The sequence below is a fragment of the Kitasatospora sp. NPDC091335 genome, assembly GCF_044757205.1.
Lineage (GTDB): Bacteria > Actinomycetota > Actinomycetes > Streptomycetales > Streptomycetaceae > Kitasatospora.
Genome location: NZ_JBIVUM010000014.1, coordinates 63,076 through 88,248, shown reverse-complemented (window position 1 = coordinate 88,248; position 25,173 = coordinate 63,076). Strand labels below are relative to the sequence as shown.

Below are 25,173 nucleotides of genomic sequence, written 5' to 3'. Positions count from 1 at the left end.
CGGCCCGACGGCCGAACTCCGCACGCCCTGGGCTCCTCTGGACAGGGGCCGGGCCTCACGGCCGGGTGAAGTCCCCGTACCGGTCGAACTCCCCCGACTTCACCCCGCGGACGAAGGCGGCCCACTTGCGCGGCGTGGTCCGCACGACGACCTCGGGCCGGTCCGACTCGCGGATCTCCACCAGCCCGCCGGTCGCCCTCACCTCGACGCAGTCGGTGCTCTCGCCACTGGCGGACGCCTTGCGCCAGGTACTCATGCGAAGTCTTTCAGCAAGGACCGGATGAACTCCCGGGACTCGTCCGTCCCGAGCGCGATCCTCGCGGTCTCCTCCTTGATCCGTCGGTAGGAGGCCAGTTCGGCCTGGGTGTGCACGAACGTGGGCCCGTGGGAGAGGTCGATCTGGACGGTGTCTAGCTCCGCGACGGGCCCGCGGGCGAGGTAGAGGCTCTCCCCGGAGCCGGTGTAGGTGGGCACGCTGAAGGGGATCACCCGGATCTCCACCCCGGGCCGTTCGGAGTTCTCCAGCAGGCCCAGCAACTGGTCGCGCAGCACGTCGGGACCGCCGAACTGCATGCGCAGCGCGGACTCGTGGAGGAACGCGCTGTACGGCTTCGGGTGGTCGACGAAGATCTGCTGGCGCCGGATCCGGAAGGCCTTCCGGACGTCAGCCTCCTGCCGGTACTGCGGGGGCAGCCGCTCGAACACCGCGGCGGCGTACGCCGGGGTCTGCAGCAGGCCGGGGATGAAGGTGCTGTTCAGGATGGACAGGGAGGCCGCGTGGTGCTCCATCTCCGCGATGTCGATGATCCCGTTCGGCAGCCGTCCGCGGTAGCCGTCCCACCAGTACTTGCGCCGGTCCTGCGTCATCGCCAACAGCGCGTCCAGGTAAGGGCCGTCCTCGCAGCCGCAGGTACCGGCCCAGATCCGGAGCCGCTCGGCGCTGATGCCCGACTTCCCGTTCTCCATCTGGGAGATCTTGGGCAGGTCGGTGCCGATGGTGGCGGCCAGGCTCTTGGGCGTGACGCCCACGCGTTCGCGCATCCTGCGCAACTCGATCCCGAGGCGCTGCTGGCGCACGGTCGGCGACAAGCGGGGTGGCATGACTCTCTTCTCCGGGTCGCGGCTGCGGCGATGCTTCCGGTGAAGTGTGCCGCGCATACCCGGCCCTAGCTACCAAAATGGGGGATACCCCACGATGGAGTGAACGTCCTCCCGCTCGGTAGCAACTCTGGCACCCTGACCCTATGGTCATCCGTGTCACTCGCTGACTTGTTGCCGCCTAAACAGTCGTCAAACAGTCGTCAATCGGCCGTAATGACACGGCAGATGCATGGTCGCGGCGCCCGAAATCACCGATCGGAGACAGCCATGCCCCTCCCCTCGCCTCTCCGCCCCCGTCGGCCCCTTCCTTCCCAGCGCATTCCCGTATCCCGGTGAATGCGCTTCTCGTCGCCGGACTGTCGGCACTCCTGCTCGCGGTCCTGTTCGTCGGCTGGCTGGTCTGGCTGGTGAACATCCAGGCCCTCGAACCCCACCCGGCGCCCCACGAGTTCGCCCCCGCCCACCCCGCCCCCGGCGAGCGGACATGAGGCCGTGCCCCGGCGCCCGGCCGTGCCTCCGCACTCGGCCGGGCTTGGGCCCGGTCGCCGTTCAGCCTCGCGAAAGCCGGTCCGTCAGGCGGGACTTGGCGGCCGGCCACTCGTCGGCGAGCATCGAGAAGTAGGCGCTGTCCCGCCAGCTGCCGTCGGGACGCAGGCGGTGGCGGCGGTGCGTCCCCTCGTACTGGGCGCCGAGGCGCTGGATGGCGGTGCGGGAGCGCTCGTTGAGGGCGTCGGTCTTCCAGAAGACGCGGCCCATGCCGAGGTCCTCGAAGGCGTGGGTGAGGAGCAGCAGTTTCGCCTCGGTGTTGACGGCGGTGCGCCAGACCGAGCGGGCGTACCAGGTGCCGCCGATCTCCACGAACTCGTCCCGCGCGCTGTAGTCGTGGTAGCCGGTGACCCCGACGGCCCGGCCGGTGGCGAGGTCGACGGCGGCGAAGTTCACCGACTCGCCCGAGGCCGCCTCCGCGACGCGGCCGTCGAGGATCGCGCCGAACTCCTCCGGTGAGGCGGGCGGCAGGAACATGGTCCAGCGCCAGACCTCGGGGTCCGAGCCGACGGTGGCCCAGAGGTCGGCGAGGTGGCGGCGCTCCAGCGGCTCCAGGCGGATGCGCTGGCCGGTGAGGACGACGGGTGAGGGCAGCTTCGCGGTCATGGTCAGAACGTAGTGGCGCTCTGCACTAGATGCAAGAGATGTTTGAACTAGTGCAAAATCGGGGGTCAGGGTGCGCGAAGGGCCCCGCGGGACGGATCCCGCGAGGCCCTCGAAGCGGCCGGCCGGCGACCGGCCGACGACCGACAGGCGGTCGGCCGGCGGTCGGGCTCAGATGAACGAGTTGATCTGGATCGTCTCGTCGCGGCCAGGACCGACGCCGATGGCCGAGATCGGCGCGCCCGACATCTCCTCCAGCGCCTTCACGTACGCCTGGGCGTTCTTCGGCAGCTCGGCGAAGGTCTTCGCCTTGCTGATGTCCTCGGTCCAGCCCGGCAGGGTCTCGTAGATCGGCTTGGCGTGGTGGAAGTCCGACTGGTTGTAGGGGAGCTCCTCGACCCGCTTGCCGTCGATCTCGTACGCGACGCAGACCGGGATCTGCTCCCAGCCGGTCAGCACGTCCAGCTTGGTGAGGAAGAAGTCGGTGAGGCCGTTGACCCGGGTCGCGTAGCGCGCGATCACCGCGTCGAACCAGCCGCAGCGACGGTCGCGGCCGGTGGTGACACCGCGCTCGCCGCCGATCCGGCGCAGGGCCTCGCCGTCCTCGTCGAGCAGCTCGGTCGGGAACGGGCCGGAGCCGACGCGGGTGGTGTAGGCCTTGAGGATGCCGATGACCCGGTCGATCTTGGTCGGGCCGATGCCGGCGCCGGTGCAGGCGCCGCCCGCGGTCGGGTTCGACGAGGTCACGAAGGGGTACGTGCCGTGGTCGACGTCGAGCAGGGTGCCCTGGCCGCCCTCCAGCAGGACGACCTTGTCCGCCTTCAGCGCCTCGTCCAGGACGAGGGTGGTGTCGGCGAGGAAGGGCCTGATCTTGTCCGCGTAGCCCAGGTACTCCTCGACCACCAGGTCGGCCGGGATGGTGCGGCGGTTGTACAGCTTGACCAGGATCTGGTTCTTGTCGTGCAGCGCCGCCTCGATCTTCTGGCGCAGGATCGACTCGTCGAACAGGTCCTGGACCCGGATGCCGACGCGGTTGATCTTGTCCGCGTAGGTCGGGCCGATGCCGCGGCCGGTGGTGCCGATCCGGCGCTTGCCGAGGAAGCGCTCGGTGACCTTGTCCAGGGTGCGGTGGTACGGCGTGATCAGGTGGGCGTTGCCCGAGACCAGCAGCTTCGAGGTGTCGATGCCGCGCTCGTTCAGGCCGGCCAGCTCGGAGAGCAGCACGGCCGGGTCGATCACGACGCCGTTGCCGATCACCGGCGTCACGTTCGGGCTGAGGATTCCGGAAGGGAGCAGGTGCAGGGCGTACTTCTGGTCGCCGATGACCACCGTGTGACCGGCGTTGTTGCCGCCCTGGTAGCGGACCACGTAGTCGACGGAACCGCCGAGGAGGTCGGTGGCCTTCCCCTTGCCCTCGTCTCCCCACTGAGCGCCAACGAGCACGAGTGCCGGCACAGGCGTACACCCCTTCCGGTTGGGGCATCCTGCGTAGGCCGCAGTCTGCCCCGAGATAGACGAAGCCCCTGGCGCAACGGCGCAAGGGGCTCTTGCACCGAGAGATTACCTGAGGAAGGACCGGTCGTGTCGTCCCTGTCCACGCCTGCCACCGGCGGCCCGGAGCCGCTCCTGCTGCTCCTCGACCCGGTGGCCCGGCAGACCGACGGCGAGTCGGTGCGGATCGCGAAGGACGTGCTCTGCGGGGGCACGGACGTCAAGGTGGTCCTTCCGGAGAGCCCTTCCGAACTCGACCGGATGCTTTCGCACCGGGGTCGACGGCGGCCGGTGGTGATCGGTTCCGACCTCGCTCTCCAGCGGGTGCTCCAGGCGCTGCACCGCCAGCGTGAGCTGGGCACCGAACCGGTGGGGATGGTTCCGGTAGGGCGGGCCGAGGAGCTGGCGACGGCCCGCGCGCTGGGGGTTCCGGGGGAGCCGGTCCGGGCCGCGCGGGCGGTGCTGTCCGGTGCCCCGCGCCGGCTGGACCTGCTGGTGGACGACGGTGGCGGGGTGGCGCTCGGCGGGGTGCGGATCACCGGTGGGGGCACCCGTCGTCCGGTGGGCCGAACGGGTGGCTGGCGTTCGCTATGGGCGAAACTGGCTGCGGCCGAGCAGGCGAACGCACTCACCCCGGACGGTGCCGACCACAGCTCCCGGGTCAGGGTCGAGGCCGACGGCCGGCTGCTCGCGGACGTCCACCGGCCGGTCCGGCTGGTCCAGGTCACGCTCCCGACCGGCGCCTCGGACGGGACGGGCGAGATGGAGGTCGTGGTCGCGGCCTCCGGAGCCATGGTGCGCGCCAGGGCGGCGAGCGTCTCGGTGGTCGGCCGCGGCTTCGGCTACGAGGCGGACGGCCACCCCGTCGGCCCGGTCCGCGCCAGGACCTGGACGGTGCACCCGGGCGCCTGGGGCCTGCTGCTGCCGGCCGCGTAGCGGGAAACGGCCAGGCGACGCGGCGGGAAACGGTCAGGCGACGCGGCCGCACAGCGGGGAACAGCCAGGCCGTGCGGCGCGGAACGGCCCGGAACCGGCCGCATGACCGCCCGGTGAACCCCGGGTGAGCAGGCTCACGTTCGGCCGGGCCCGGAACCCCGCCGCCGCGCACACGGAACTCCCCAACAGGCGCGAACCACAAGGCCAACCGCCGCCCCCGGGAATTCCCCCCACCCGAAATCCCCGCCCCGTAAGGGGTTTTGTCTACGCGCATCAACTCACCGTCGGCGGACAAAGCCGCAGTCCCGGGTTCCGGAAGCCCGAGTCAACTGCCCTAGACTCGAAGGCGTGCCACGTGGTGACGGAAGACTCAACCACGATCTTCTTCCCGGTGAGAAAGGCCCCCAGGACGCTTGTGGCGTCTTCGGTGTCTGGGCTCCCGGCGAGGAGGTCGCCAAGCTCACGTTCTTCGGCCTTTACGCCCTGCAGCACCGCGGTCAGGAATCCGCGGGCATCGCAGTGAGCAACGGCTCCCAGATTCTCGTCTTCAAGGACATGGGGCTCGTCTCCCAGGTCTTCGACGAGGCCTCGCTGGGGTCGTTGCACGGGCATATCGCCGTCGGACACGCCCGCTACTCGACCACCGGTTCCTCGGTCTGGGAGAACGCCCAGCCGACCTTCCGGGCGACCGTTCACGGTTCGCTGGCCCTCGGGCACAACGGAAACCTGGTGAACACCGCCGAACTGGCGGCCATGGTCGCCGAACTGCCCGGCGAGGAGCACGTCTCGCGCTCCGGCCGGACGGCCGCGACCAACGACACCGACCTGGTGACGGCGCTGCTCGCCGGCCACCCGGACCTCTCCATCGAGGAGACGGCCAAGCTCGTCCTGCCCAAGGTCAAGGGCGCGTTCTCGCTCGTCTTCATGGACGAGCACACGCTCTACGCCGCCCGCGACCCGCAGGGCATCCGCCCGCTGGTGCTCGGCCGGCTGGAGCGCGGCTGGGTGGTCGCCTCCGAGACGGCGGCGCTGGACATCTGCGGCGCCTCCTTCATCCGCGAGGTCGAGCCCGGAGAGCTCATCGCCGTCGACGAGAACGGCATGCGCAGCTCCCGGTTCGCCGAGGCCAAGCCCAAGGGCTGCGTCTTCGAGTACGTCTATCTGGCCCGCCCCGACACCACCATCGCCGGCCGCAACGTGCACCTCTCCCGCGTGGAGATGGGCCGCCGGCTGGCGAAGGAGGCCCCGGTCGAGGCCGACCTGGTGATAGCGACGCCCGAGTCCGGCACCCCCGCCGCGATCGGCTACGCCGAGGCCAGCGGCATCCCGTACGGCTCCGGCCTGGTGAAGAACGCCTACGTGGGCCGCACCTTCATCCAGCCCAGCCAGACGATCCGCCAGCTCGGCATCAGGCTCAAGCTCAACCCGCTGCGCGAGGTCATCGCCGGCAAGCGCCTGGTGGTCGTGGACGACTCGATCGTGCGCGGCAACACCCAGCGCGCGCTGGTGCGGATGCTGCGCGAGGCGGGCGCCGCCGAGGTGCACATCCGGATCTCCTCGCCGCCGGTGAAGTGGCCCTGCTTCTTCGGCATCGACTTCGCCACCCGCGCGGAGCTGATCGCCAACGGGATGACGGTGGAGGAGATCGGCCGCACGCTCGGTGCCGACTCGCTCTCCTACATCTCGATCGACGGCATGATCGAGGCCACCACGCAGCCCAAGGACCGGCTCTGCCGGGCCTGCTTCGACGGCGAGTACCCGATGGAGCTGCCGGACCCGGCGCTGCTCGGCAAGCTCCTGCTGGAGGCCGAGATCAAGGGCGGCCGGCAGCAGCCCGCCGTCCGCGGCAAGCCGACCAGCGGCAGCGACCTGGACGGCGTCCAGTCGCTGCTCGGCGGGGCGGGCGCGGCCGACGCGCTGCGCCGGCCGTAACGAACCGACGGTGGGGTCCCGCGAACCGGGGCCCCACCGCTGTTCCACCCCTGCTGTTCCGAAGAACCACCCCCACCTGACCCGAAAGGGCCGCACGCAGTGACCAGCAACCAGAACGGCGCCACCTACGCCGCCGCCGGTGTCGACATCGAGGCGGGCGACCGCGCCGTCGAGCTCATGAAGCAGTGGGTGAAGAAGGCGAGCCGCCCCGAGGTGGTCGGCGGTCTCGGCGGCTTCGCCGGCCTCTTCGACGCGTCCGCCTTCAAGAACTACGAGCGGCCGCTGCTGGCCTCGGCCACCGACGGCGTGGGGACCAAGGTGGCCATCGCGGCCGCCATGGACAAGCACGACACCATCGGCCACGACCTCGTCGGCATGGTCGTCGACGACCTGGTGGTGTGCGGTGCCGAGCCGCTGTTCATGACCGACTACATCTGCGTCGGCAAGGTCGTCCCGGAGCGGGTCGCCGCGATCGTCAAGGGCATCGCCGAGGGCTGCGCCCTGGCCGGCTGCGCCCTGGTCGGCGGCGAGACCGCCGAGCACCCGGGCCTGCTCGGCCCGGACGAGTACGACGTGGCCGGCGCCGGCACCGGCGTGGTGGAGGCCGACGCGCTGCTCGGCGCAGACCGGGTCAGGGCCGGCGACGTGGTGATCGCGATGGCCGCCTCCGGCCTGCACTCCAACGGCTACTCGCTGGTCCGCCACGTGCTGCTGAACCAGGCCGGCTGGAAGCTCGACCGCAAGGTCGAGGAGTTCGGCCGCACCCTCGGCGAGGAGCTGCTGGAGCCGACCCGGATCTACTCGCTGGACTGCCTGGCGCTCACCCGCGCCACCGAGGTCCACGCCTTCTCGCACGTCACCGGCGGCGGCCTGGCGGCCAACCTGGCCCGGGTCATCCCGGACGGCCTGCACGCCCGCCTGGACCGCGGCACCTGGACCCCGCTGCCGGTCTTCCGGACCGTCGCCGAGGTCGGCGACGTGGCCACCCTGGAGATCGAGAAGACGCTGAACATGGGCGTCGGCATGGTCGCGGTCGTCCCGCCGCACTCGGTGGACGTCGTGCTGTCGATCCTGGAGGACCGCGGCGTGGAGTCCTGGCTGCTCGGTGACATCGTCGAGCGCGCCGACGGGCACGAGGGCGGCGCGGCCCTCTACAACGCCTACGAGGGCTTCCGGGCGGTCTGACCCGGACCCGGTGGTGAGAGGGCCCCTCCGGCGCGCCGGAGGGGCCCTTCTCGTGTCCCACGGGCCCCACCCGGCGGGGACGCCGGACGGACGGTCCGCGGGAACGCCGAAGACCGGCCCGGCGCCCTGGGCACCCGGACCGGTCCGGTGGAGCTGCTGTTACGAGCGGCGGGAGGCCTGCGAGGCCCCGGCACCCGGCTCGTTGTCGTCCTCGTCGTCGAGGTCGGCGTAGCGGGCGGCGTACTCCGCGTACGGGTCGTCGTCCTCCTCCTCTTCGATCGGCTCCGGCTCGATCGGAGAGGTGGACGGCGATACGCCCAGCTCGTTGGACAGACGGTTAGCGTCGAACCCGCCGCTGTTGTACTTCAGCTCGCGGGCGACCTTCGTCTGCTTGGCCTTGGCCCGGCCGCGCCCCATGGGTCGACCCCCTCAACGATGGGGCTCACGGCCCCGAGTCTGACACGTGTTCATGATCAGGACCGGCCTGCCCGAATGGGAGAAGCCGTCCCTTGGAGCATTAACGGTACCTGTTTCCGCCGCTGGACGGTACGTCGTCGGTGTGACGTGGCGCGCACCGACTGCACCCGAGACCAGGTCTTTCCAGGTCAAGGGAGGTTTTGCGGCGGTTTTCACGCTGTCCGGAGGTGTCTGAGGTCCGTCGTTCCAGGACTGATTATCCCCCCTGGGGGGACCTCGGATCACCCGTTCGGGCGGAGAAGTGAGAATCCGGTTCCACATCGTGATGCGCGGGGGGCCGCTGGGAAGGCCCCCCGCGCGCCACGGGGTCGGGTCCGGGCCGGATCAGGCGCGGCGGGCGCCCGGCAGCAGCACCGTGCGCAGGGCGCTGATCTCGCGCATCCGCTTCTCGGCCAGGCGGTCGGCGGCGACCGCCGGCGGGACGCCGTCGGCGGCGGCCCGGGTGAAGATCTCCAGCGTGGTGTCGAAGATCCGGGTGGCCTTGTTCTTGGCCCGCTCGAAGTTGAAGCCGTCGATCTCGTCGGCGACCTGGATGACGCCGCCGGAGTTCACCAGGTAGTCGGGGGCGTAGAGGATGCCGCGGTCGGCCAGGTCCTTCTCCACGCCCGCGTGGGCCAGCTGGTTGTTGGCCGCGCCGCAGACGATCGAGGTGCCGGACTCGCCCAGCGCGGCGACCACGTCGTCGGTCAGCGCGCCGCCGAGGGCGCAGGGGGCGTAGACGTCCAGCTTGGCCTGGAGCAGGGCGGTGGTGTCGGCGACCACCTCCACCTCCGGGTGGGCCGCGCGCACGCGGTTGACCGCGGTCTCGAAGGGGTCGGTGACGACGACGGTGGCGCCGTCCGCGACCAGGTGGCCGACCAGGTAGTGGCCGACCTTGCCGACGCCCGCGACGCCGACCCGCCTGCCGCGCAGGGTCGGCTGGCCCCAGCGGGCCTGGGCGGTGGCGCGCATGCCCTGGAAGACGCCGAAGGCGGTCAGGATCGACGAGTCGCCGGCGCCGCCGTGCTCGGGCGAGCGGCCGGTCACGAACTCGGTCTCGCGGGCGATGACGTCCATGTCCTGGACGTAGGTGCCCACGTCGCAGGCGGTGATGTAGCGGCCGCGCAGGGACTCGACGAAGCGGCCGTAGGCCCGGAGCATCGCCTCGTTCTTGTTCTTGTTCGGGTCGCCGATGATGACGGCCTTGCCGCCGCCGAGGTCCAGCCCGGCCAGCGCGTTCTTGTAGGACATCCCGCGGGACAGGTTCAGCGCGTCCTCCAGCGCCGCCTCCTCGGAGGCGTACGGGAAGAAGCGGGTGCCGCCCAGGGCCGGGCCGAGGGCGGTGGAGTGGATGGCGATGATCGCCTTCAGGCCCGAGCTGCGGTCGTGGCAGAGGACGACCTGCTCGTGACCGTCGCCGGGGGCGCCGTCCTGCTCGGTACGGAAGATCCTGCTGAGCACGCCGGGTGCGGAGTGCGTGGCGGGGGTCTGTACGTCGGTCACTGTGGTGACTCCAGTATCGAAGGCCCGCTGCTGTGGTGCGGGCGCCTAGGGCGAAGCGTAGTCGGGTGCCCGTCGCGTATCGGCCGTCTTGTCCGACCTGCCTCCGTTCGTCCGAGGAGTGAGACGGAACGTGGTCGGCGATGCGGGCGCGAACGGTTCGGATGCGCGCTCTCCCGGGGCCGCGCGCCGCGTGCGACCATGCAGGACGTGACCGTCGTACGTACTTCCGTACAGCCGCCCTACGCCGCCCACCTGCGGGTCTACGAGCCGCTGGCCGCCTATCCGGAGGCCGAGCGGGCGCACTGGCAGGCCTACGCGGCGGAGCACGGCCCCGACGCCGCGGAGCCGGTCCTGCCGGTGGCCGCGGCGGTGCTGGAGCAGCAGCGCGAGGCGCTCGCCGGGCTGGCCGCCCGGACGCCGCGGGCGCTGCCCGAGCGGGAGAGCGGACGGGCGTTCCTGCGGGTGGTGGACGGCGTACTGTACGTCTGCCCGTGGGCGACCAGGCTGCGCAGCTGGCAGGCGCTGGAGGAGCTGCGGACCGGGGCGCCGGCGGCGCTGCTGGACACCGCGCTGCCGCCGGTGACCCGGGCGGCCGCCGAGGCGGACCGGGAGCGCTGGCGGGCCGGGCACCCGGACGCCAGGCCGTGGATCCTGACCAGCCGGTGGGAGGTGCCGGTGCGCTGGTTCCTGCCGTTCGGGGACGAGGACCGCTGCTTCGTGCCGGACGGCGGCGCGGGGCCGGTGGCCCGGCAGGAAGGGGACGGGCGGGAAAGGGACGACCAGGAAAGGGAGGGGCAGGAGGGGGACGGCCAGGGCGGGGCAGAGGACAAGGGGGGACGGCCGGCGGCGCTGTTCTACCTGGTGCCGATGGCGCAGGCGCGCCGCCGGGTGGCGCGGGCCTTCCGGGCGCTGCGCGAGGCGGTGCCGGACGGGGAGCTGGTGCAGGGGGCGGAGCGGATCGGGCGGTGGCTGGAGGAGTTCCATCCGCGCTCGCTGGTGGAACTGGACTACGGGGGCCTGGTGCATCTGCTGGGCCCGGAGCGGTTGCTGGCGGACCGTTCGGCGGGGGAGCTGGAGGAGGGGCTGCGCGCGCTGCGGGCGGGGGACACCGCCGAGGCGCTGCGGATGTACGGGGAACTGACGGCGCGGTGGCGTCGGGTGCTCGCGCTGCGGCACGCGAACTGACGTCCGACCGCCCGTGTATGACTGTAAGAGTCCTAAGGACCGCGAGTCCGATGACCAAGGTCCCGGTTCGGGTCAATACCTGTCGAACGTGACACTACTCACCGTTGACGCGAACTTACCCCTATGTGCAAAAATGGGACAACCAGCCCAACTTCACGTGAGCGTGCCCACTTTTGGGTGGTTCTGGAGTCGATGCGTGCTTTGCGGGGGAACGGAGGGTCTGGTCCCCCTGTAACCGGATGTCATCACAGCGTGACTGTCCGCTATGGGGTGGTCCATCGCCATCCGTCGGCCTTGAACCCGTGAGGGGTCAATTTTGGCGGTTTGGTCGATAGGGCTGGACGGATGGTGTAGTTGTAGACACCAGGACAAGCCGTTCGTCCTATAACCGACTCGGCCCGTCTATGCCATTTCGGGCATCGCGGGCCAAGGTGCAGAATTTGAAGGATAGAACCGCCCTGGTTCGGTTCTCCCGAGGAGGCCGCTCATGACCGCTCGTACCCCTGATGCTGAGCCGCTGCTGACGCCGGCAGAGGTTGCCACCATGTTCCGCGTGGACCCGAAGACGGTCACTCGCTGGGCCAAGGCAGGCAAGCTGACGTCGATTCGCACGCTCGGCGGTCACCGCCGTTACCGTGAGGCGGAGGTGCGCGCTCTGCTGGCCGGGATTCCCGCTCAGCGCACTGAGGCCTGATAGGCCGAAGGCTCTTCAAAGGGGCCGCTTACCGGACTCCGCCGGGTCCGGTAAGCGGCCCCTTTGTCGTGCCCGCCATCGGACCCGTTGTCGCGCTCACCGGAGGCGTTCGGGTCGGCCGAGTGGTCGGAATGTTGAACTCCGGATAACGATTTGATGCGAGTGGGGCGGGGGGGATTTACAGTGAATACCTGTACAATTTTACATATTAAATTAACGTGGTTCTGGAGGGGTCTTCGGGAGGGGTGCACCGAGGAGGCCCGCGTGACGACCGTCACGCGGCCCGTCGCTTGTGGTCTAGACCTAGTCGGGGTAAAGGGCCGAACGGTCAAAAGCGAGAGGCCCGGAACCTGACGGTTCCGGGCCTCTCGCGTTGCGGCGATCCCGACGGGACTTGAACCCGCGACCTCCACCTTGACAGGGTGGCGAGCTAACCAACTGCTCCACGGGACCAGAGTTTTCTGATCTCGTTCACTCGCTTGCCGCGCTGCGAACAAGACAGACTCTAGCCCATGGTGGGCCCTCAGGTCGAACCGGCTCCCGAAGGCCCGCCGCAGCTCACACGGCCACACACCGGGCGGGGCGAGCGGCGCCCGGGTCAGAGCGCCGCCCGCGCCGCCTCCATCGCCTTCATGATCCGCTTCTCCGAGACCGGGCTCGGTGTGCCCAGCGACTGGGCGAAGAAGCTGACCCGCAGCTCCTCGATCATCCAGCGGATCGCCCGCACCTCCGCGGACGGCTGGTGCCCGGCCGGCACCGCCGCCAGCAGCTCCCCGTACGCCTGCTGCACCTGCTGCACCTTCAGCAGGTGCTGGGCGTCCCGCTGCGGGTGGTTGGGCAGCGCCTCCAGGCGGCGGTCCACCGCCAGCAGGTAGCGCTTGAGGTCCGGCAGCCGCTGCCAGCCGGTGGCGGTCACGAAGCCCGGGTACACCAGCGAGGCCAGGTGCAGCCGGACGTCGTTCACCGCGTTCAGCAGCACCGGGCTGCTCACCGACTTCAGCCGGGTCGAGGCCTTGTGGAAGGCGATCAGCGAGGTGGCCGTCTTCAGCGTGGTGTCCGCGGACAGGTCGTACAGGTCGGCGCGCACCTTGTCGTGCAGCTTGCCGAACGCCGCCTCGTCCCAGGCCGGGCCGCCGGCCAGGGTCATCAGCCGGTCCGTCGCGGCCGCCACGACGTCCTCGAACAGGGCGCCGACCGAGCCGTGCGGGCTGTGCGAGAGCGCCAGCTTCGCCTGGTTGCCCAGCCGGCCCTGGATCGACTTGGCCGGGGAGGTGGTGGTCAGCGTCAGCAGCCGGCGCGTCCCCTCCCACATCGACTGCGACTGCGCCTGCGGGGTGTCGAACAGCTTGACGCCGACCGACTGGCCCTCGTCCACCAGGGCCGGGTAGGCGCGCATCGCGTGGCCGCGCGAGCGCTGCTCGAAGGTGCGCTGGAGCACCGGCAGCGAGGCCGGCCAGGCGGTCAGCCCGCTCTGCTCGATGCCCTGGCCGGAGGCGGCCGAGGAGAGCGTCTCCTTGAGCTTGGGCTTGAGCTTCAGCCGCAGCTCCTCCAGGTCCTTGGACTCGGCGAGCTTGCGGCGCCCGTCCACCACCCGGAAGGTCACCCTGAGGTGGTCGGGCACCCGTTCGTCGTCCCAGGCCTCCGGTGGCACGGTGACGGCCGTCAGGCGCTTCAGGGCGTGCTCCAGGGCCGGGAGCAGCGGCTCCTGGCGGTCCTTCACCGCGCGCAGCGCCGCCCTGGCGAAGTCGGGGGCGGGGACGAAGTTGCGCCGGATCGCCTTCGGCAGCGACTTGATGTACGCGGTGACCAGTTCCTCCCGCAGGCCGGGGATCTGCCAGTCGAAGCCCTCCGCGGTGACCTGGTTGAGCACCGGCAGCGGGATGTGCACCGTCACGCCGTCCGCGTCGCTGCCCGGCTCGAACTGGTAGGTCAGCGTGAAGCGGAGCTTGCCCTGCTGCCAGTGGTCCGGGTAGTCGGCCTCGGTGACGCCGCCCGCGGCGTCGTTGATCAGCATCGACTTCTCGAAGTTCAGCAGGTCGGGCTGCTCGTGCCTGGCCTTCTTCCACCAGGAGTCGAAGTGCCGGGTGGAGACGACCTCCTCGGGCAGCCGGGCGTCGTAGAAGTCGAACAGGGTCTGGTCGTCCACCATGATGTCCCGGCGGCGGGCCCGGTTCTCCAGCTCCTCGACCTCGCCGAGCAGCTTGCGGTTCTCCGCGAAGAACCTGTGGTGGGTCTCCCAGTCGCCCTCGACCAGCGCGTTGCGGATGAACAGCTCGCGGCAGAGCTCCTGGTCGATCTTCCCGTAGTTGACCTTGCGCTGGGCGACGACCGGCATCCCGTAGAGGGTCACCTTCTCGTACGCCAGCACCGCGCCGGCCTTCTTCTCCCAGTGCGGCTCGCTGTAGCTGCGCTTGATCAGGTGGCCGGCCAGCGGCTCGACCCACTCCGGCTCGATCCTGGCGTTGATCCGCGCCCAGAGCCGGGAGGTCTCCACCAGCTCGGCCGACATCACCCAGCGCGGCGGCTTCTTGAACAGGCCCGAGCCGGGGAAGACCGCGAAGCGGGCGCCGCGCGCGCCGCCGTACTCGCGCTTCTCCACGTCGAACAGGCCGATGTGGGAGAGCAGGCCGGCCAGCAGCGACTGGTGGATCCGGTCGGCGTCCGGCTCCCCTTCGTGACCGTCGGTCCGGACGGGATCCTCCTCGACCGTGACGCCCAGCTGCTTGGCGACGGTGCGCAGCTGGACGTAGATGTCCTGCCACTCCCGTATCCGCAGGTAGTTGAGGAACTCGGCCTTGCACATCCGGCGGAACGCCGAGGAGGAGAGCTCCCGCTGCTGCTCCCGGACGTAGCGCCACATCGACAGGTAGGCGAGGAAGTCGGAGGTCTCCGAGTTGAACCGGCGGTGCCGCTCGTCGGCGGCCTGGCGCTTCTCGGCCGGGCGCTCGCGCGGGTCCTGGATGGAGAGCGCGGCGGCGATCACCATGACGTCGCGGACGCAGCCGTTGCGGTCGGCCTCCAGCACCATGCGGGCCATCCGCGGGTCCACCGGGAGCTGGGCGAGCTTGCGGCCGAGCTGGGTCAGGCGCTTGCGCGGGTCCTTCTCCTCCGGGTCCAGCGCGCCCAGCTCGTGCAGCAGGTGGACGCCGTCCTTGATGTTGCGCGAGTCCGGCGGGTCCAGGAACGGGAAGGCGGCGATGTCGCCGAGGCCGGCCGCGGTCATCTGGAGGATCACCGAGGCCAGGTTGGTGCGCAGGATCTCGGCGTCGGTGAACTCGGGGCGGGAGAGGAAGTCCTCCTCCGAGTAGAGCCGGATGCAGATGCCGTCCGAGGTGCGGCCGCAGCGACCCTTGCGCTGGTTGGCGCTGGCCTGGCTGATGGCCTCGATCGGCAGCCGCTGCACCTTGGTGCGGTGGCTGTAGCGGGAGATCCGGGCGGTGCCCGGGTCGATCACGTACTTGATGCCGGGGACGGTCAGCGAGGTCTCGGCCACGTTGGTGGCCAGCACGATCCGGCGGCTGCGCGAGCGCTGGAAGACCTTGTGCTGCTCGGCCGAGCTGAGCCGGGCGTACAGCGGCAGGATCTCGGTGTTCTTCAGCTTGAGCTTGCCGAGGGCGTCGGCGGTGTCGCGGATCTCGCGTTCGCCGGAGAGGAAGACCAGGATGTCGCCCGGACCCTCGGCCTGGAGCTCCTCGGCGGCGTCGCAGATCGCCTGGACCTGGTCGCGGTCGCGGTCGGCATCGGTCGCGTCCTCGTCGTCGTCGGCCTCGTCGACCACCGGCCGGTAGCGGACCTCGACCGGGTAGGTGCGGCCGGAGACCTCGACGATCGGGGCGTCGCCGAAGTGCCGGGCGAAGCGCTCCGGGTCGATGGTCGCGGAGGTGATCACGACCTTGAGGTCGGGGCGGCGGGGGAGCAGCTGCTTGAGGTAGCCGAGGATGAAGTCGATGTTGAGGCTGCGCTCGTGCGCCTCGTCGATGATCAGGGTGTCGTACTGGTGCAGATCGCGGTCGGTCTGGATCTCCGCCAGCAGGATGCCGTCCGTCATCAGCTTGACCAGGGTGTCCCGGCCGACCTGGTCGGTGAACCGGACCTTCCAGCCGACCGCCTCGCCGAGCGGGCTGTCCAGCTCCTCCGCGACCCGCTCGGCCACCGTGCGGGCGGCGATCCGGCGCGGCTGGGTGTGGCCGACCAGGCCGCGCACGCCGCGGCCCAGCTCCAGGCAGATCTTCGGGATCTGGGTGGTCTTGCCGGAGCCGGTCTCGCCCGCGACGATCACCACCTGGTGGTCCCGGATCGCCGCCAGGATCTCGTCCTTCTTCTGGCTGACCGGCAGCTCGGCGGGATAGCTGATGGCCGGAACGGCGCCGCGGCGCTGCTCGACCAGCAGCTCGGCGCGTTCGATGTCGGCGGCGATCTCGTCGGCGACCTTCTGCCGGGCCTCGGGCTTGCGGACCCTGCGGGCCCCCTCCAGCCGGCGCCCGATCCGCACCTGGTCGCGCAGGGTCAGCTCGGGCAGACGGGCGGCCAGCGCACCGATTCCGGGCCCCTCGGCGGGTACGGTGGCGGACTGGACTGCGGGAGAACTCACTGCGGGCATCCCTCTAGGTTCGCAAGGAGGCACGGCGGAGCGCACCTCGGTTTTCGAGCCCCTCCAGTGTCACAGCCGACGGAGGCGAATCGCGAACGCCGGGCAACGGTCCGTGCCGGTCCCGGGCTCTGGGGGGTGAGGAGGTGCTCATGGGAGCCCACAAGACCGCCAGGGACGAGGAGTTCCGGGCGTTCGTCGGCAGCGCGTGGTCGCGGCTGCTCAGGACGGCCTACCTGCTCGCGGGAGACCGGCACGGGGCCGAGGACCTGGTCCAGCAGGCGCTGGAACGGGCGTACGCGGCCTGGACCAGGGTGCGGGCGGCCGACGACCCGTACGCCTACGTGCGCCGGATCGTGATCAACGAGCACGCCAGGAAGTTCCGGCGCCGGCTCGTCGAGTACCCGGTCACCGCCGTCCCCGACCGGGCCGCGCCGGCCGGCGCGGACCCGGACGACCGGGCCGTGCTGCTCACCGCGCTCGCCACCCTGCCGCCGCGCCAGCGCCAGGCGGTGGTGCTGCGGTACTGGGAGGACCTCACCGAGACCCAGACCGCGGCGGCCATGGGGTGCTCGGTCGGGACGGTGAAGAGCCAGGCGGCCAGGGGGCTGGCCAAGCTCCGCGGCGCCTCCTCACTCATCGGACTGACGAGCATCGGAGGAGCAAGATGAGCAACGAGTTCCTGCCAGGGAGCGCTGAGAGCGGGGAGGACCGGGCGGCCGTGCGGGCGCTGGGCGACCTGGCCGAGAGCGTCGAGATCGAGGCGGTCCCGTACGACCGGCTGGTCGCCGGGGGCCGGCGGCGGCTGCGGCGTCGGCGGCTGCTGACCGCGGGGTTGGCGGCGGCCCTGGTCGTCGGGGTGGCCGGCGGTGCGGCGGTGATCGGCGAACGCGGCCGGCAGGCCGTCTCGACCGTGGTGGTGGCGGCCTCCAGCCCGGCCACCACAGTGGCGGCTCCCGCCGCCGCGGCCGGCGCGGGCGCGTCCGCCGCCGACCGGGACCCGTTCAAGCCCGTGCGGGTCAAGGTCGCCGAAGGCACCGCGAGCGGCCACACCTGGCAGGCCTGGGCCGCGCTGTGGCCGACCACCTCCAGCAAGCAGGACGCCCTCAAGCAGGCCCAGCTGCTCCGGGAGGAGCGGTACGCCGCCAACCCGGAGGTGAAGCCGGTCAGCCGGCAGGACATCGACACCAACTGGGACGCGCGCCTCGACCAGGTGAACTACTACTACACCGTGGACGGCCGTCGGCAGGCCGACGACTCCGTGCACGCGGTCTCCGCCCCCGGCGGGTTCCCGGCCGCCGTCGGCGGCGCCTCGCTCGGCCTCCACCACCCGTCGGCCGTCCCGCCGGTGGTGATCGACGGCGTCAACGCCGAGGTGACGAAGGTCGTGATCGCCTGGAAAACCGGCGGCACCACCGAGGCGGTGCCGGTCGTGGTCGGGGACTCCCCGTTCCGCTACTTCGCCGTCGGCGCGAAGCCCGGCAGCGACGCGGCGACCGTCACCTACTACAAGGCGGACGGCTCGGTGGAGCTCACCAAGGACTACTGGCTCAGGACGTCCTGAACGGACCGGGCGGCGGGCTCGACGGAACCGAGCCCGCCGCCCGGCGGCCGATCCTACTCGGGCGCGGCCTCCCCACCGGCGGCGGCCGGCGGTGCTCCGCGACGATCACCGGCACCTGCCCGGCCCGCTGCGACGGATTTCAACCCTCCGGGCCCGTCCCCGCCGGCGACTCACTACGCTTGGTGCGGTGAAAGCCGCACGAAGCCTCGCGACCTGGCTGGCCGACCGTACTCCCGAGCAGCTGACCGAACTGCTGGAGCAGCGCGAACTTCCCCACGCGGCCAGGGTGACGAACCTGACCGACCTGGCCGACCACCTGCTGACGGACGCCTCGACGGCCCTGGGGCTGAGCGAGATCGGCCTCGGGGACCTTCAACTACTGGTCGCTGTGGGGACTCTGGCCGAACGGTTGCACGGTCCGCTGCCGGCCGTCCCGGCTGCTCATCACCTGTTCGTGGGCTACGGCGGCCGTTCACCACGGCTCGACGCGCCCGCGGTCGACCCCGCCGACCGGTCCGTGACCCGGGAGCAGCTCTTCCGGTTCCTGCAACTCGACGGCGCGGGCCGGTCCGCGGCCGAGGCGGCGCTGTCCCGGCTGACCGAGCGGGCCCTGGTACTGCCCTCGACCGGAAGCAGGGTCGTCGTTCCGATCCTGGTCCACCGTCAGGCGGACGAAGGCGGCAGTTACGGCCGGCCCGCCGAGCACCTGCTCACCGAGGCCTTCAACGCTCCGGAGATCCACCGCATCGCGGAGGAACTGGGGTTCACGAAGGCACGGACCCGGGCCGAGGCGCAGCGGCAGATCGTGGACGTGCTCAGGGACGCGAAGCGCGTGCGCGCCATGGTCGCCGAGGCGCCGCAGGCGGCCTTGGACCTGCTGGACCACCTGGTCCCGGGCCCGCCACTGCTGCGCACACGCTGCTTCGTCTCCCGGTACGGCGGCGGCTTCTACCCGGGCTCCGGAGGCAAGTTCACCTTCCGGGAGAGCGGCTCGGGAGATCCCGGCACGGACTGGCTGGCCGCCCGTGGCATGGTCCTTCCGGTGGACGAGGACCTGGTGGAACTGCCGCGCGAGGTGGGCGAGGCGTTGCGCGACCACGACCGTGCGCCGGGCTACCAGTCCGCACCGCCCCCGGTCGAGGGCACGGTGGAGATCCCGGACGGTGCGGTGGAGAGCCAGGCGCAGGCGGCGTTGGCCGAGACGGCCTCCCGGATCGAGCTGATGCTCCGCCAGCTGGCCGTGCAGCCGCTCGCCGTGCGCAAGGCGGGCGGAATCGCGGTCCGGGACACCCGCCGGCTGGCGAAGGCGGCCGGCATGCCGGAGGCACAGGCCCGGCTCTGGCTCGACCTGGCGAACAACGCGGACCTGATCACCCCCTGGGCCGAGGAAGCGGAGGCCCCGGCGAGAGGACGGGGCCGCGCTCACCGGCCGGAGTCCCGGCCGCCCGCCCGGATGCTGCCCACCGAGCGGTACGACGAGTGGCTGGCGGCGCCACCCGCCCAGCGGCTGCTGCCGCTCGTCGCCACCTGGGCGGTGGTGCCCGAGGTGTTCAGCCATTGGCCGGACGAGGACGAGACCCCGGTCGCGCTGGTCACGCCGGAGGACGACGAGGCCGTCGACCTGCGCCTTGCCGTTCTGGAGGCTCTGGCCACCCTTCCGGCCGGGCAGGGAGTCGCCACCGGCAAGTCCGCTCGCGAGCCGGCGACCGCTCTCGTCGGTCTCGTCGCCACGGCGGCCTGGTTCCGCCCGACCGCCCTCGCCCGGGGCTCGTGGGCGGCCGAGCGGGTCGAGGCGACCCTGGCGGAGGCGGAACTGCTCGGGGTCGTCGCCCACGGAGCGCTGACTCCGCTCGGGCACGCCCTGCTCGGGCTCCTCAGGGCGGGCGCACACCGCCACTTCCCCGCCGTTCCGGGCGCCGGGCCGGCGCTGCGCGACCGTCCGGCTCTGGTCGACGCGGTCAGGCAGGTGTTCACGGCCCTGGACGGGCTGCTGCCCGCGCCGCGGACCACCGCCCGGTTCCAGGCGGACCTCACGGCTGTGGTCGCCGGAGCCGTCGCACCGGAGCTGACCGACCTGCTGTCCACCTGCGCGGACCGGGAGTCGGAGGGCCACGCCGTGGTGTGGCGGATCACCCCCGCGGCGGTCCGCCGGGCGCTGGACTCGGGATGGGACGCCGCCGACCTGCTGGCCCGGCTGGCCGACGTCTCCGAGGGCGGGCGGCCGCTTCCGCAGCCCCTGGAGTACCTGATCAAGGACACCGCGCGGACCCACGGCCGGATGCGGGTGGTGCGCTCCGCCTGCTGCATCCGCTCCGACGACGAGGCACTGGTGTCGGAACTCGCCGCGGCCCGTGCGCTGTCCAGGCTCGGGCTGCGACGGATCGCGCCGACGGTGCTGATCAGCACGGCCGAGCCCGAGGCGACCCTTGCCGCGCTCAGGGCCGCAGGCTACGCCCCCGTGCTGGAAGCGGAGACCGGGACGACGGTCATCGAGAAGGCCCGCCGGGAACGCGCTCCCCGGCGCATGCCGTCACTGTCCGGAGCACGACCGCGCCACGGCAAGGGACCGGGCACCGCGCAGGCGCTGGCGGGCGCGATGCTGGCCGGCCGGTGACCAAGGGGAATCGCTCCAAACGCCCAGGCAGGGCGATGCGCACCGCGTCGCGGCGGTGAAGTCGCCTCGGAGCTCCCAGGCCCGGGGTCGGAGCTCGGCACGCTGGGCGCGTTGAATCGGCAGCGACGGCAGCGTGTCAGTGGCCCTCGGTCCAGAACTGCTGGAGTCGCGCGATCGCCTGGGCCTTGTCCAGCTCGGCGACCTGGTCCTCGGAGAGTCCGACGCGGTTGATCAGCAGGTGGACCAGATCTACGGGAAGCGCCTCGCGTGGCGGCTCGGGCGCGCCTCGATCGGGAAGCGTGCCGTCCAGGACGCAGGGCCAGAACACGTCCTCCGTCACGTCCAGCTGGTCACGGAGGATGTGCGCCCAGATGCCGGCGCCGTACGCGGTGCGATCCACCGGATGGGATACCCGAGTACGCAGGATCCGCCCATCGGGGAGCCCGAACTCATACGTGATGTGGTGGGTGCCGGTGCGGCCACGCGCGTCACGTACGCGGTGCCAGCCTTCAACCTTGCAGAACTGCTCGTGTCGTTCGCGTGTCGGCTGAGGCCAGGTCACTTCGCGACTCCGAGCAGCCAGTCGCGGAGCTGGGCGTCGTCGCTGAGGCCGATGAGTTGGACCAGGCCCCAGTTGTCGCGATGGTTCGGCGCGTTCCGGAGACGGTCCTGCCAGTCCTCCGCGTACTCGCGCAGCGCATCGACCATCTCGTCGATGGCCTCGTCGAACGTGCCGCCGTCCGCGGCGACCGGGAGGCCGGGGAAGAACACCGACCAGCCGCCGCCCTCGGCCACCACCTCGGCCTTGGACGGGCACAGCACAGTGAGGGTGCGGCGAAGCCGCCCGGCGTCGACCACGGCCGCACACCCGGCGTCTCGGCGAACGGTGGCGACCCGGCCCTGCCCCGCCGCGTCCAGCAGGTCCTTCAGGTGCGCTCGGGCTTCGGTGTAGCTCTCGTAGTGGACCGCTGTCATGGGAAGCCTCCTCGTCCGAGAACCAGGGTCGCCCTGCGGTGGACGTACGTCAAGTACGTCACGTACTTGACGGGAGCCGGAGGGTATCGGAGGACGCGAAGCAGCCCCCGTAGCGAATTCGCTGCGGGGGCTTCCCGTTTGTGGCCAGGGCCGGGGTCGAACCGGCGACCTTCCGCTTTTCAGGCCGCGCGAACGTCGGTGTCGTTGCCCGATCGCAGAGGGAGCTGGTCCGTGGCAGGCCGCTCCTGTTTGCCGTTGTGTGCTCCTGTTGGCGTACAGGTCGGAGTACGACGCTTACTCTCGGGCCCAGCCCTGAGCCGACCCGGAGACCCCCGGCAGTGCTGCCATGGCCGGGTGATCGATTCCTTGTGTGCATGGTGCTTGCTAGTCAGGCATAGAAGCCACTGGCCGGGTGGTCGAGGACAAGGCGCCTTGTGAACAGGGGCTGTGGCCAGGCACGAGTCATTGCAACAGGCAGGTGTTCGGCACGCCGGAGGGACCAAAGTCAACACGTGATGGATCGCTCACTCCTCAGGGCTGCATTGCCATAGCTCTGTACGGACAGGCGTAGTACGGTTGGGAGCATGGACGCCACCATCAGTCATTCACAGGAGACAGTAGGGCGCCGAGTCAAAGATCAAAGATTCGAGATGCGCCTGTCGCAAGAGGACGACGCCCTGATCACTGAGGCTGCGGCCCTCGCTGGTGTCAGCCGTTCTGAGCTGGGGACGGCTGCGATCGTGGCCTACGCGAAGGACGTGATTGCTGACTACCGAGCCACGCAGGTGGGCGCCGAGGAGTTTGCTCGAATCCTCTCTTCGCTAGACGGGCCTCCCGAGCCAAACGACCGCATTCGTCGCGCAGCCAAGGCACTGCGAGATGAGCGGGCGGCCGACGAGTGACGTACTCGCTACACACCGAGCCCATAGATGACCCGCTGACCGGGGCTGAGGGGTTTGACTCCGGTGTGCCGGTGCTCGATGAGTGGCTGCGAAGCACCGCCATCACCATGGAACGTGTAGGTCTGGGGCGGACGCATCTTTGGCGAGACAAGTCAGGCATGGTCATTGCCTACTTCACCCTGTCTCCCCACGAGGTGGTCCAAGAGGGCATACCGAGCCGCGACCGCTACTCCAAGGCGAATCGGCCCGTTCCAGGCTATCTGCTGGGCAAGCTCGCTCTTGGCAAGAGCCTGCACGGTAAGGGGCTGGGAAGCCGCTTGTTGACGCAAGCGTTTGAGCGGGTCGCAGAAGCTGCACAAATGGCTGCAGGACGACTGCTTGTGGTGGATGCGATCGATGACAATGCTGCTGGCTTCTATCGGGCGCACGGATTCAAGGACATGCGCAGGGAAGACCCGGAGCGGCCTCAGAGGCTGTATCGGCGCATCTCGGACGTCATAGCCGACGTCGAGGAGCTTCGGGCGGGCTAGGGCCTGTCGCGGAGGTAGCCGAGCGTTGGGGCCTGACAGCAATGCTGCCAGGCCCCAATGGCTTGTCCCTGGGCAGCCCGGGTTGTCCAGGCCGTGAGGGCTGGCCGACGACAGCATGGTTAGGCCAAGGCATCTGCAATTAGCTGCATGGAGTCCACGATCACGACGGCGCCGGCGCCGGCGCCGTCGGCGGCGGCGGTGAGCTTGGCGTCCTTTCCCGGCTTGTTGGCGTAGCCGATCGTGGGGATGCCTGCGGCTTCCCCGGCCTCGACGTCGCGGGCGGCGTCGCCGATGAACACGCAGTGTCCCGGCTCGGTACCCGCGGCTTCCATGGCTTCGAGCAGGAGACGGGGGTTCGGCTTCATGGATGAGGGATCGCCCGGGGTACGCCCGAAGACGCCCGCCACGTAGCTGCTGAGACCGTGCTCAGTGAGGTAGGTCTCGATGGCAGCGCCCGCGTTGTTGCTGACCACCGAGACCAGTCGACCGGAGCGGGCGCAGGACCGCAGAACCGATTCTCCGCCCGGGGTCGCGCGGCCCTTCCGGACGGCCTCAGTCTCCAGCGCGGCCAGTGCGGCGTCTGTGCTCCCCGTGAGGTCTGGCCTTGCGTCCGAGACCAGCCGGAGCAGGGCGAGGGGATCGCTTTCCTCTTCAGCCCCGGCCGGGGCCTGGCCGTCGCTGGCGAGCAGGCCCTCACGGAGTCGGCGCGCCACCTCGGGGGCGGGGAGGCCCGCGAAGACCGAGCACACCGGGCCGTCGAAGTCGAGCAGGACGTGCTTCGCCGGCCGGAGTACATCGGCGAGTTGCTGAGGTGTGGTGGTCATGGCTGCCGCTCGTAGGAGATCGTGCTCCACACGCTGTCGAACCACATCTGCGCCTGCTGGACGTACTGCGATCCGAGCGAGGCGTCATCCGGTCCGGCGGCGTGGTGGAACAGGGTGGTGTCCTTACCCGTGACGTCGTAGAACGTGTGATCCGTGCCGTCCACCGCGATGGTCCGCTCACGTAGCGGATAGAAGCCGAAGAAGGCTTCCGGACCGGTTCAGGATGTACAGCTTGAACAGGCTGGACCCTCGGTGCACCTTGACCTGGGCGCTCGCCGACTGGACCAGCCCCAGTTCTGCCAGTACCTCGACCGAGTGGGCGATGCCCCCGGCGTTGGTCAGCGCGATGTTCCGGGCCCGCTCGCGAAGGGCCACCTCGTCCTTGAGACCGTCGACCAGCACGGGGACGGCCATCGGCAGCGTGGTGTCCGGCAGCAGCAGACGCACGGTGATGGACTCCGGGGTGAAGTCGACCGGAGCGAACCTTGTCCAGCGGCTCTTGCAGCGCGTTGTGCAGCGTCTCGCTGGAGAAGCCGGCGAAGTCCAGAGTCACCTGCTGCTGCTCGAAGGCCGCTTCGAGGTGGGGCCGGAGTCCGACCGGCCGAGAGGTGCGCTCTGCTGGGGCTCCACTGGGCAGCGGTCGACCTGGAGCGCGGGACGCTCATCGTGTCCAGCAACCTTCAGCGGGTGGACGGCGCACTCCAGATCGGCCCGACCAAGACGGCGTCCTCGCTGCGGACGCTGCCGCTCCCGCCGCTCGTTCTGGAAGCTCTGCGGGCCCACCGGGAGCGGCAGGCTCAGGAGCGGGTGGCGGCCGGCGAGCGGTGGACGGAGACGGGGCTGGTGTTTACGAGCCGGGTCGGGACGCCGATCGAGCCGGACAACCTCCGGCGGAGCTGGTACCCGCTCCGGGATCGGCTCGGGCTTTCGCTCCGGTTCCACGACCTCCGCCACACCTGCCTGACCCTGCTGCTGGACCTCGGCGTCCCGCCGCACATCGTCCGGCAGATCGCCGGGCACAGCGACATCGGCGTGACGATGAAGGTCTACGCCCACGCGTCCCTGGACGAGCAGCGGAAGGCCCTCGGGTCGCTGAGTGACAGGCTTGGCTGAGCCGTTGGCGTACCGGTTGGCGTACGGGACATGAAAACGGCCCCGGAGAGTGATCTCTCCGGGGCCGTTTTGCCTTTTCAGGCGCCTGTGGCCAGGGCCGGGGTCGAACCGGCGACCTTCCGCTTTTCAGGCGGACGCTCGTACCAACTGAGCTACCTGGCCGTACTGCACCGTCTCTTGCGAGACGAGCGATCCCGACGGGACTTGAACCCGCGACCTCCACCTTGACAGGGTGGCGAGCTAACCAACTGCTCCACGGGACCTGGAAGTGGCGAACCACTCAGGTCTTGCGTTACTGCACTTTACTACGGGTACTGCGTGCCCCCAACGGGATTCGAACCCGTGCTACCGCCTTGAAAGGGCGGCGTCCTGGGCCACTAGACGATGAGGGCTTGCGGCCTGTCCCGCTGTTTCCAGCGCTCGGGGACGTC

At 70.6% G+C, this 25,173-nt stretch carries 24 protein-coding genes and 4 tRNA genes; 12 read left to right on the top strand and 16 right to left on the bottom strand.

Features of this window, described 5'->3' with window-relative positions; translation table 11 throughout:
- Positions 1-55 precede the first annotated feature (55 nt).
- On the bottom strand, positions 56-256 hold the full coding sequence (locus ACIQOW_RS26810; RefSeq protein ID WP_188295190.1) for a DUF397 domain-containing protein: 201 nt from the start codon (positions 254-256) through the stop codon (positions 56-58).
- Positions 253-1,101 (bottom strand): helix-turn-helix domain-containing protein, encoded by an 849-nt coding sequence (locus ACIQOW_RS26805; RefSeq protein ID WP_401089037.1) that lies wholly within the window; start codon positions 1,099-1,101, stop codon positions 253-255. Before ACIQOW_RS26805 ends, ACIQOW_RS26810 begins: the two co-directional genes overlap by 4 nt.
- 332 nt (positions 1,102-1,433) lie before the next feature.
- On the opposite strand from ACIQOW_RS26805, the gene ACIQOW_RS26800 reads away from it, so the two are divergent.
- Positions 1,434-1,589 (top strand): hypothetical protein, encoded by a 156-nt coding sequence (locus ACIQOW_RS26800; RefSeq protein ID WP_188295188.1) that lies wholly within the window; start codon positions 1,434-1,436, stop codon positions 1,587-1,589.
- 61 nt (positions 1,590-1,650) lie between these two features.
- Here ACIQOW_RS26800 and ACIQOW_RS26795 read toward each other — a convergent pair whose 3' ends face one another.
- Both ACIQOW_RS26795 and ACIQOW_RS26790 read right to left on the bottom strand, forming a co-directional pair.
- Positions 1,651-2,253 carry a GNAT family N-acetyltransferase gene (locus ACIQOW_RS26795; RefSeq protein WP_401089034.1) on the bottom strand — a complete coding sequence of 201 codons (603 nt, stop codon included), beginning with the start codon at positions 2,251-2,253 and terminating at the stop codon, positions 1,651-1,653.
- A gap of 168 nt (positions 2,254-2,421) precedes the next feature.
- Complete coding sequence (locus ACIQOW_RS26790; protein WP_401089032.1) at positions 2,422-3,705, bottom strand: adenylosuccinate synthase; 1,284 nt, start codon at positions 3,703-3,705, stop codon at positions 2,422-2,424.
- A gap of 126 nt (positions 3,706-3,831) precedes the next feature.
- On the opposite strand from ACIQOW_RS26790, the gene ACIQOW_RS26785 reads away from it, so the two are divergent.
- The 3 genes from ACIQOW_RS26785 to purM all read left to right on the top strand — a co-directional run bounded on the left by ACIQOW_RS26785 (position 3,832) and on the right by purM (position 7,794).
- A complete protein-coding gene (locus ACIQOW_RS26785; protein WP_317619933.1) occupies positions 3,832-4,677 on the top strand; it encodes a diacylglycerol kinase family protein in 846 nt (281 codons plus the stop codon).
- 348 nt (positions 4,678-5,025) lie between these two features.
- Positions 5,026-6,609 (top strand): amidophosphoribosyltransferase, encoded by a 1,584-nt coding sequence (purF, locus tag ACIQOW_RS26780; protein ID WP_188295185.1) that lies wholly within the window; start codon positions 5,026-5,028, stop codon positions 6,607-6,609.
- Between the two features lie 99 nt (positions 6,610-6,708).
- The gene (gene purM / locus ACIQOW_RS26775) at positions 6,709-7,794 is read left to right on the top strand and encodes a phosphoribosylformylglycinamidine cyclo-ligase (protein WP_401089030.1); all 1,086 of its coding nucleotides are present in this window, start codon (positions 6,709-6,711) and stop codon (positions 7,792-7,794) included.
- A gap of 159 nt (positions 7,795-7,953) precedes the next feature.
- Here the strand turns inward: purM and ACIQOW_RS26770 are convergent, their stop codons facing one another.
- Positions 7,954-8,211 (bottom strand): DUF3073 domain-containing protein, encoded by a 258-nt coding sequence (locus ACIQOW_RS26770; RefSeq protein WP_188295183.1) that lies wholly within the window; start codon positions 8,209-8,211, stop codon positions 7,954-7,956.
- Between the two features lie 384 nt (positions 8,212-8,595).
- Positions 8,596-9,753 (bottom strand): Glu/Leu/Phe/Val dehydrogenase dimerization domain-containing protein, encoded by a 1,158-nt coding sequence (locus ACIQOW_RS26765; RefSeq protein WP_401089027.1) that lies wholly within the window; start codon positions 9,751-9,753, stop codon positions 8,596-8,598.
- 207 nt (positions 9,754-9,960) lie between these two features.
- On the opposite strand from ACIQOW_RS26765, the gene ACIQOW_RS26760 reads away from it, so the two are divergent.
- The gene (locus ACIQOW_RS26760) at positions 9,961-10,938 is read left to right on the top strand and encodes a hypothetical protein (protein WP_401089025.1); all 978 of its coding nucleotides are present in this window, start codon (positions 9,961-9,963) and stop codon (positions 10,936-10,938) included.
- 487 nt (positions 10,939-11,425) lie between these two features.
- A complete protein-coding gene (gene bldC / locus ACIQOW_RS26755) occupies positions 11,426-11,632 on the top strand; it encodes a developmental transcriptional regulator BldC (protein WP_014137253.1) in 207 nt (68 codons plus the stop codon).
- Between the two features lie 379 nt (positions 11,633-12,011).
- On the opposite strand, the gene ACIQOW_RS26750 is transcribed toward bldC, so the two are convergent.
- Positions 12,012-12,085, bottom strand: a tRNA-Asp gene (locus ACIQOW_RS26750).
- A 145-nt stretch (positions 12,086-12,230) separates the two neighbouring features.
- The gene (hrpA, locus tag ACIQOW_RS26745) at positions 12,231-16,232 is read right to left on the bottom strand and encodes an ATP-dependent RNA helicase HrpA (protein ID WP_401089023.1); all 4,002 of its coding nucleotides are present in this window, start codon (positions 16,230-16,232) and stop codon (positions 12,231-12,233) included.
- Positions 16,233-16,372: 140 nt separating this feature from the next.
- Between hrpA and ACIQOW_RS26740 the strand changes: the two genes are divergently transcribed.
- The 3 genes from ACIQOW_RS26740 (at position 16,373) to ACIQOW_RS26730 (ending at position 20,398) form a co-directional block, all read left to right on the top strand.
- A complete protein-coding gene (locus ACIQOW_RS26740; RefSeq protein ID WP_401089021.1) occupies positions 16,373-16,891 on the top strand; it encodes a SigE family RNA polymerase sigma factor in 519 nt (172 codons plus the stop codon).
- Positions 16,888-17,784 carry a hypothetical protein gene (locus ACIQOW_RS26735; RefSeq protein ID WP_401089019.1) on the top strand — a complete coding sequence of 299 codons (897 nt, stop codon included), beginning with the start codon at positions 16,888-16,890 and terminating at the stop codon, positions 17,782-17,784. The genes ACIQOW_RS26740 and ACIQOW_RS26735 overlap by 4 nt, the downstream gene beginning before the upstream one ends.
- A 187-nt stretch (positions 17,785-17,971) precedes the next feature.
- A complete protein-coding gene (locus ACIQOW_RS26730) occupies positions 17,972-20,398 on the top strand; it encodes a helicase-associated domain-containing protein (RefSeq protein ID WP_401089017.1) in 2,427 nt (808 codons plus the stop codon).
- 136 nt (positions 20,399-20,534) lie between these two features.
- On the opposite strand, the gene ACIQOW_RS26725 is transcribed toward ACIQOW_RS26730, so the two are convergent.
- Positions 20,535-20,798, bottom strand: coding sequence for a hypothetical protein (locus ACIQOW_RS26725; protein WP_401089015.1), 264 nt, complete (start codon positions 20,796-20,798; stop codon positions 20,535-20,537).
- A 158-nt stretch (positions 20,799-20,956) separates the two neighbouring features.
- Complete coding sequence (locus ACIQOW_RS26720; RefSeq protein ID WP_401089013.1) at positions 20,957-21,373, bottom strand: prevent-host-death protein; 417 nt, start codon at positions 21,371-21,373, stop codon at positions 20,957-20,959.
- 584 nt (positions 21,374-21,957) lie between these two features.
- Here ACIQOW_RS26720 and ACIQOW_RS26715 point away from each other — a divergent pair.
- Together ACIQOW_RS26715 and ACIQOW_RS26710 are read left to right on the top strand one after the other, a co-directional pair.
- The gene (locus ACIQOW_RS26715) at positions 21,958-22,275 is read left to right on the top strand and encodes a DUF1778 domain-containing protein (RefSeq protein WP_401089012.1); all 318 of its coding nucleotides are present in this window, start codon (positions 21,958-21,960) and stop codon (positions 22,273-22,275) included.
- A 71-nt stretch (positions 22,276-22,346) separates the two neighbouring features.
- Complete coding sequence (locus ACIQOW_RS26710) at positions 22,347-22,805, top strand: GNAT family N-acetyltransferase (RefSeq protein WP_401089010.1); 459 nt, start codon at positions 22,347-22,349, stop codon at positions 22,803-22,805.
- A 119-nt stretch (positions 22,806-22,924) separates the two neighbouring features.
- Here the strand turns inward: ACIQOW_RS26710 and ACIQOW_RS26705 are convergent, their stop codons facing one another.
- Genes ACIQOW_RS26705 through ACIQOW_RS26695 form a run of 3 tightly spaced genes read right to left on the bottom strand, consistent with a single transcriptional unit; the run spans position 22,925 to position 24,076 of the window.
- On the bottom strand, positions 22,925-23,629 hold the full coding sequence (locus ACIQOW_RS26705; protein ID WP_401089008.1) for an HAD family hydrolase: 705 nt from the start codon (positions 23,627-23,629) through the stop codon (positions 22,925-22,927).
- Entirely contained in the window at positions 23,626-23,793 is a 168-nt protein-coding gene (locus ACIQOW_RS26700; protein ID WP_401089007.1) for a hypothetical protein, read from the bottom strand. Before ACIQOW_RS26700 ends, ACIQOW_RS26705 begins: the two co-directional genes overlap by 4 nt.
- Before the next feature lie 13 nt (positions 23,794-23,806).
- Positions 23,807-24,076 carry a hypothetical protein gene (locus ACIQOW_RS26695; protein WP_401089288.1) on the bottom strand — a complete coding sequence of 90 codons (270 nt, stop codon included), beginning with the start codon at positions 24,074-24,076 and terminating at the stop codon, positions 23,807-23,809.
- A gap of 168 nt (positions 24,077-24,244) precedes the next feature.
- Between ACIQOW_RS26695 and ACIQOW_RS26690 the strand changes: the two genes are divergently transcribed.
- Positions 24,245-24,742 (top strand): site-specific integrase, encoded by a 498-nt coding sequence (locus ACIQOW_RS26690; RefSeq protein ID WP_401089274.1) that lies wholly within the window; start codon positions 24,245-24,247, stop codon positions 24,740-24,742.
- An 88-nt stretch (positions 24,743-24,830) separates the two neighbouring features.
- Here the strand turns inward: ACIQOW_RS26690 and ACIQOW_RS26685 are convergent.
- From ACIQOW_RS26685 to ACIQOW_RS26675, 3 genes are all read right to left on the bottom strand, one after another.
- A tRNA-Phe gene (locus ACIQOW_RS26685) sits at positions 24,831-24,904 on the bottom strand.
- A 27-nt stretch (positions 24,905-24,931) separates the two neighbouring features.
- A tRNA-Asp gene (locus ACIQOW_RS26680) sits at positions 24,932-25,005 on the bottom strand.
- Positions 25,006-25,061: 56 nt separating this feature from the next.
- Positions 25,062-25,134 (bottom strand) — tRNA-Glu (locus ACIQOW_RS26675).
- Positions 25,135-25,173 lie beyond the last annotated feature (39 nt).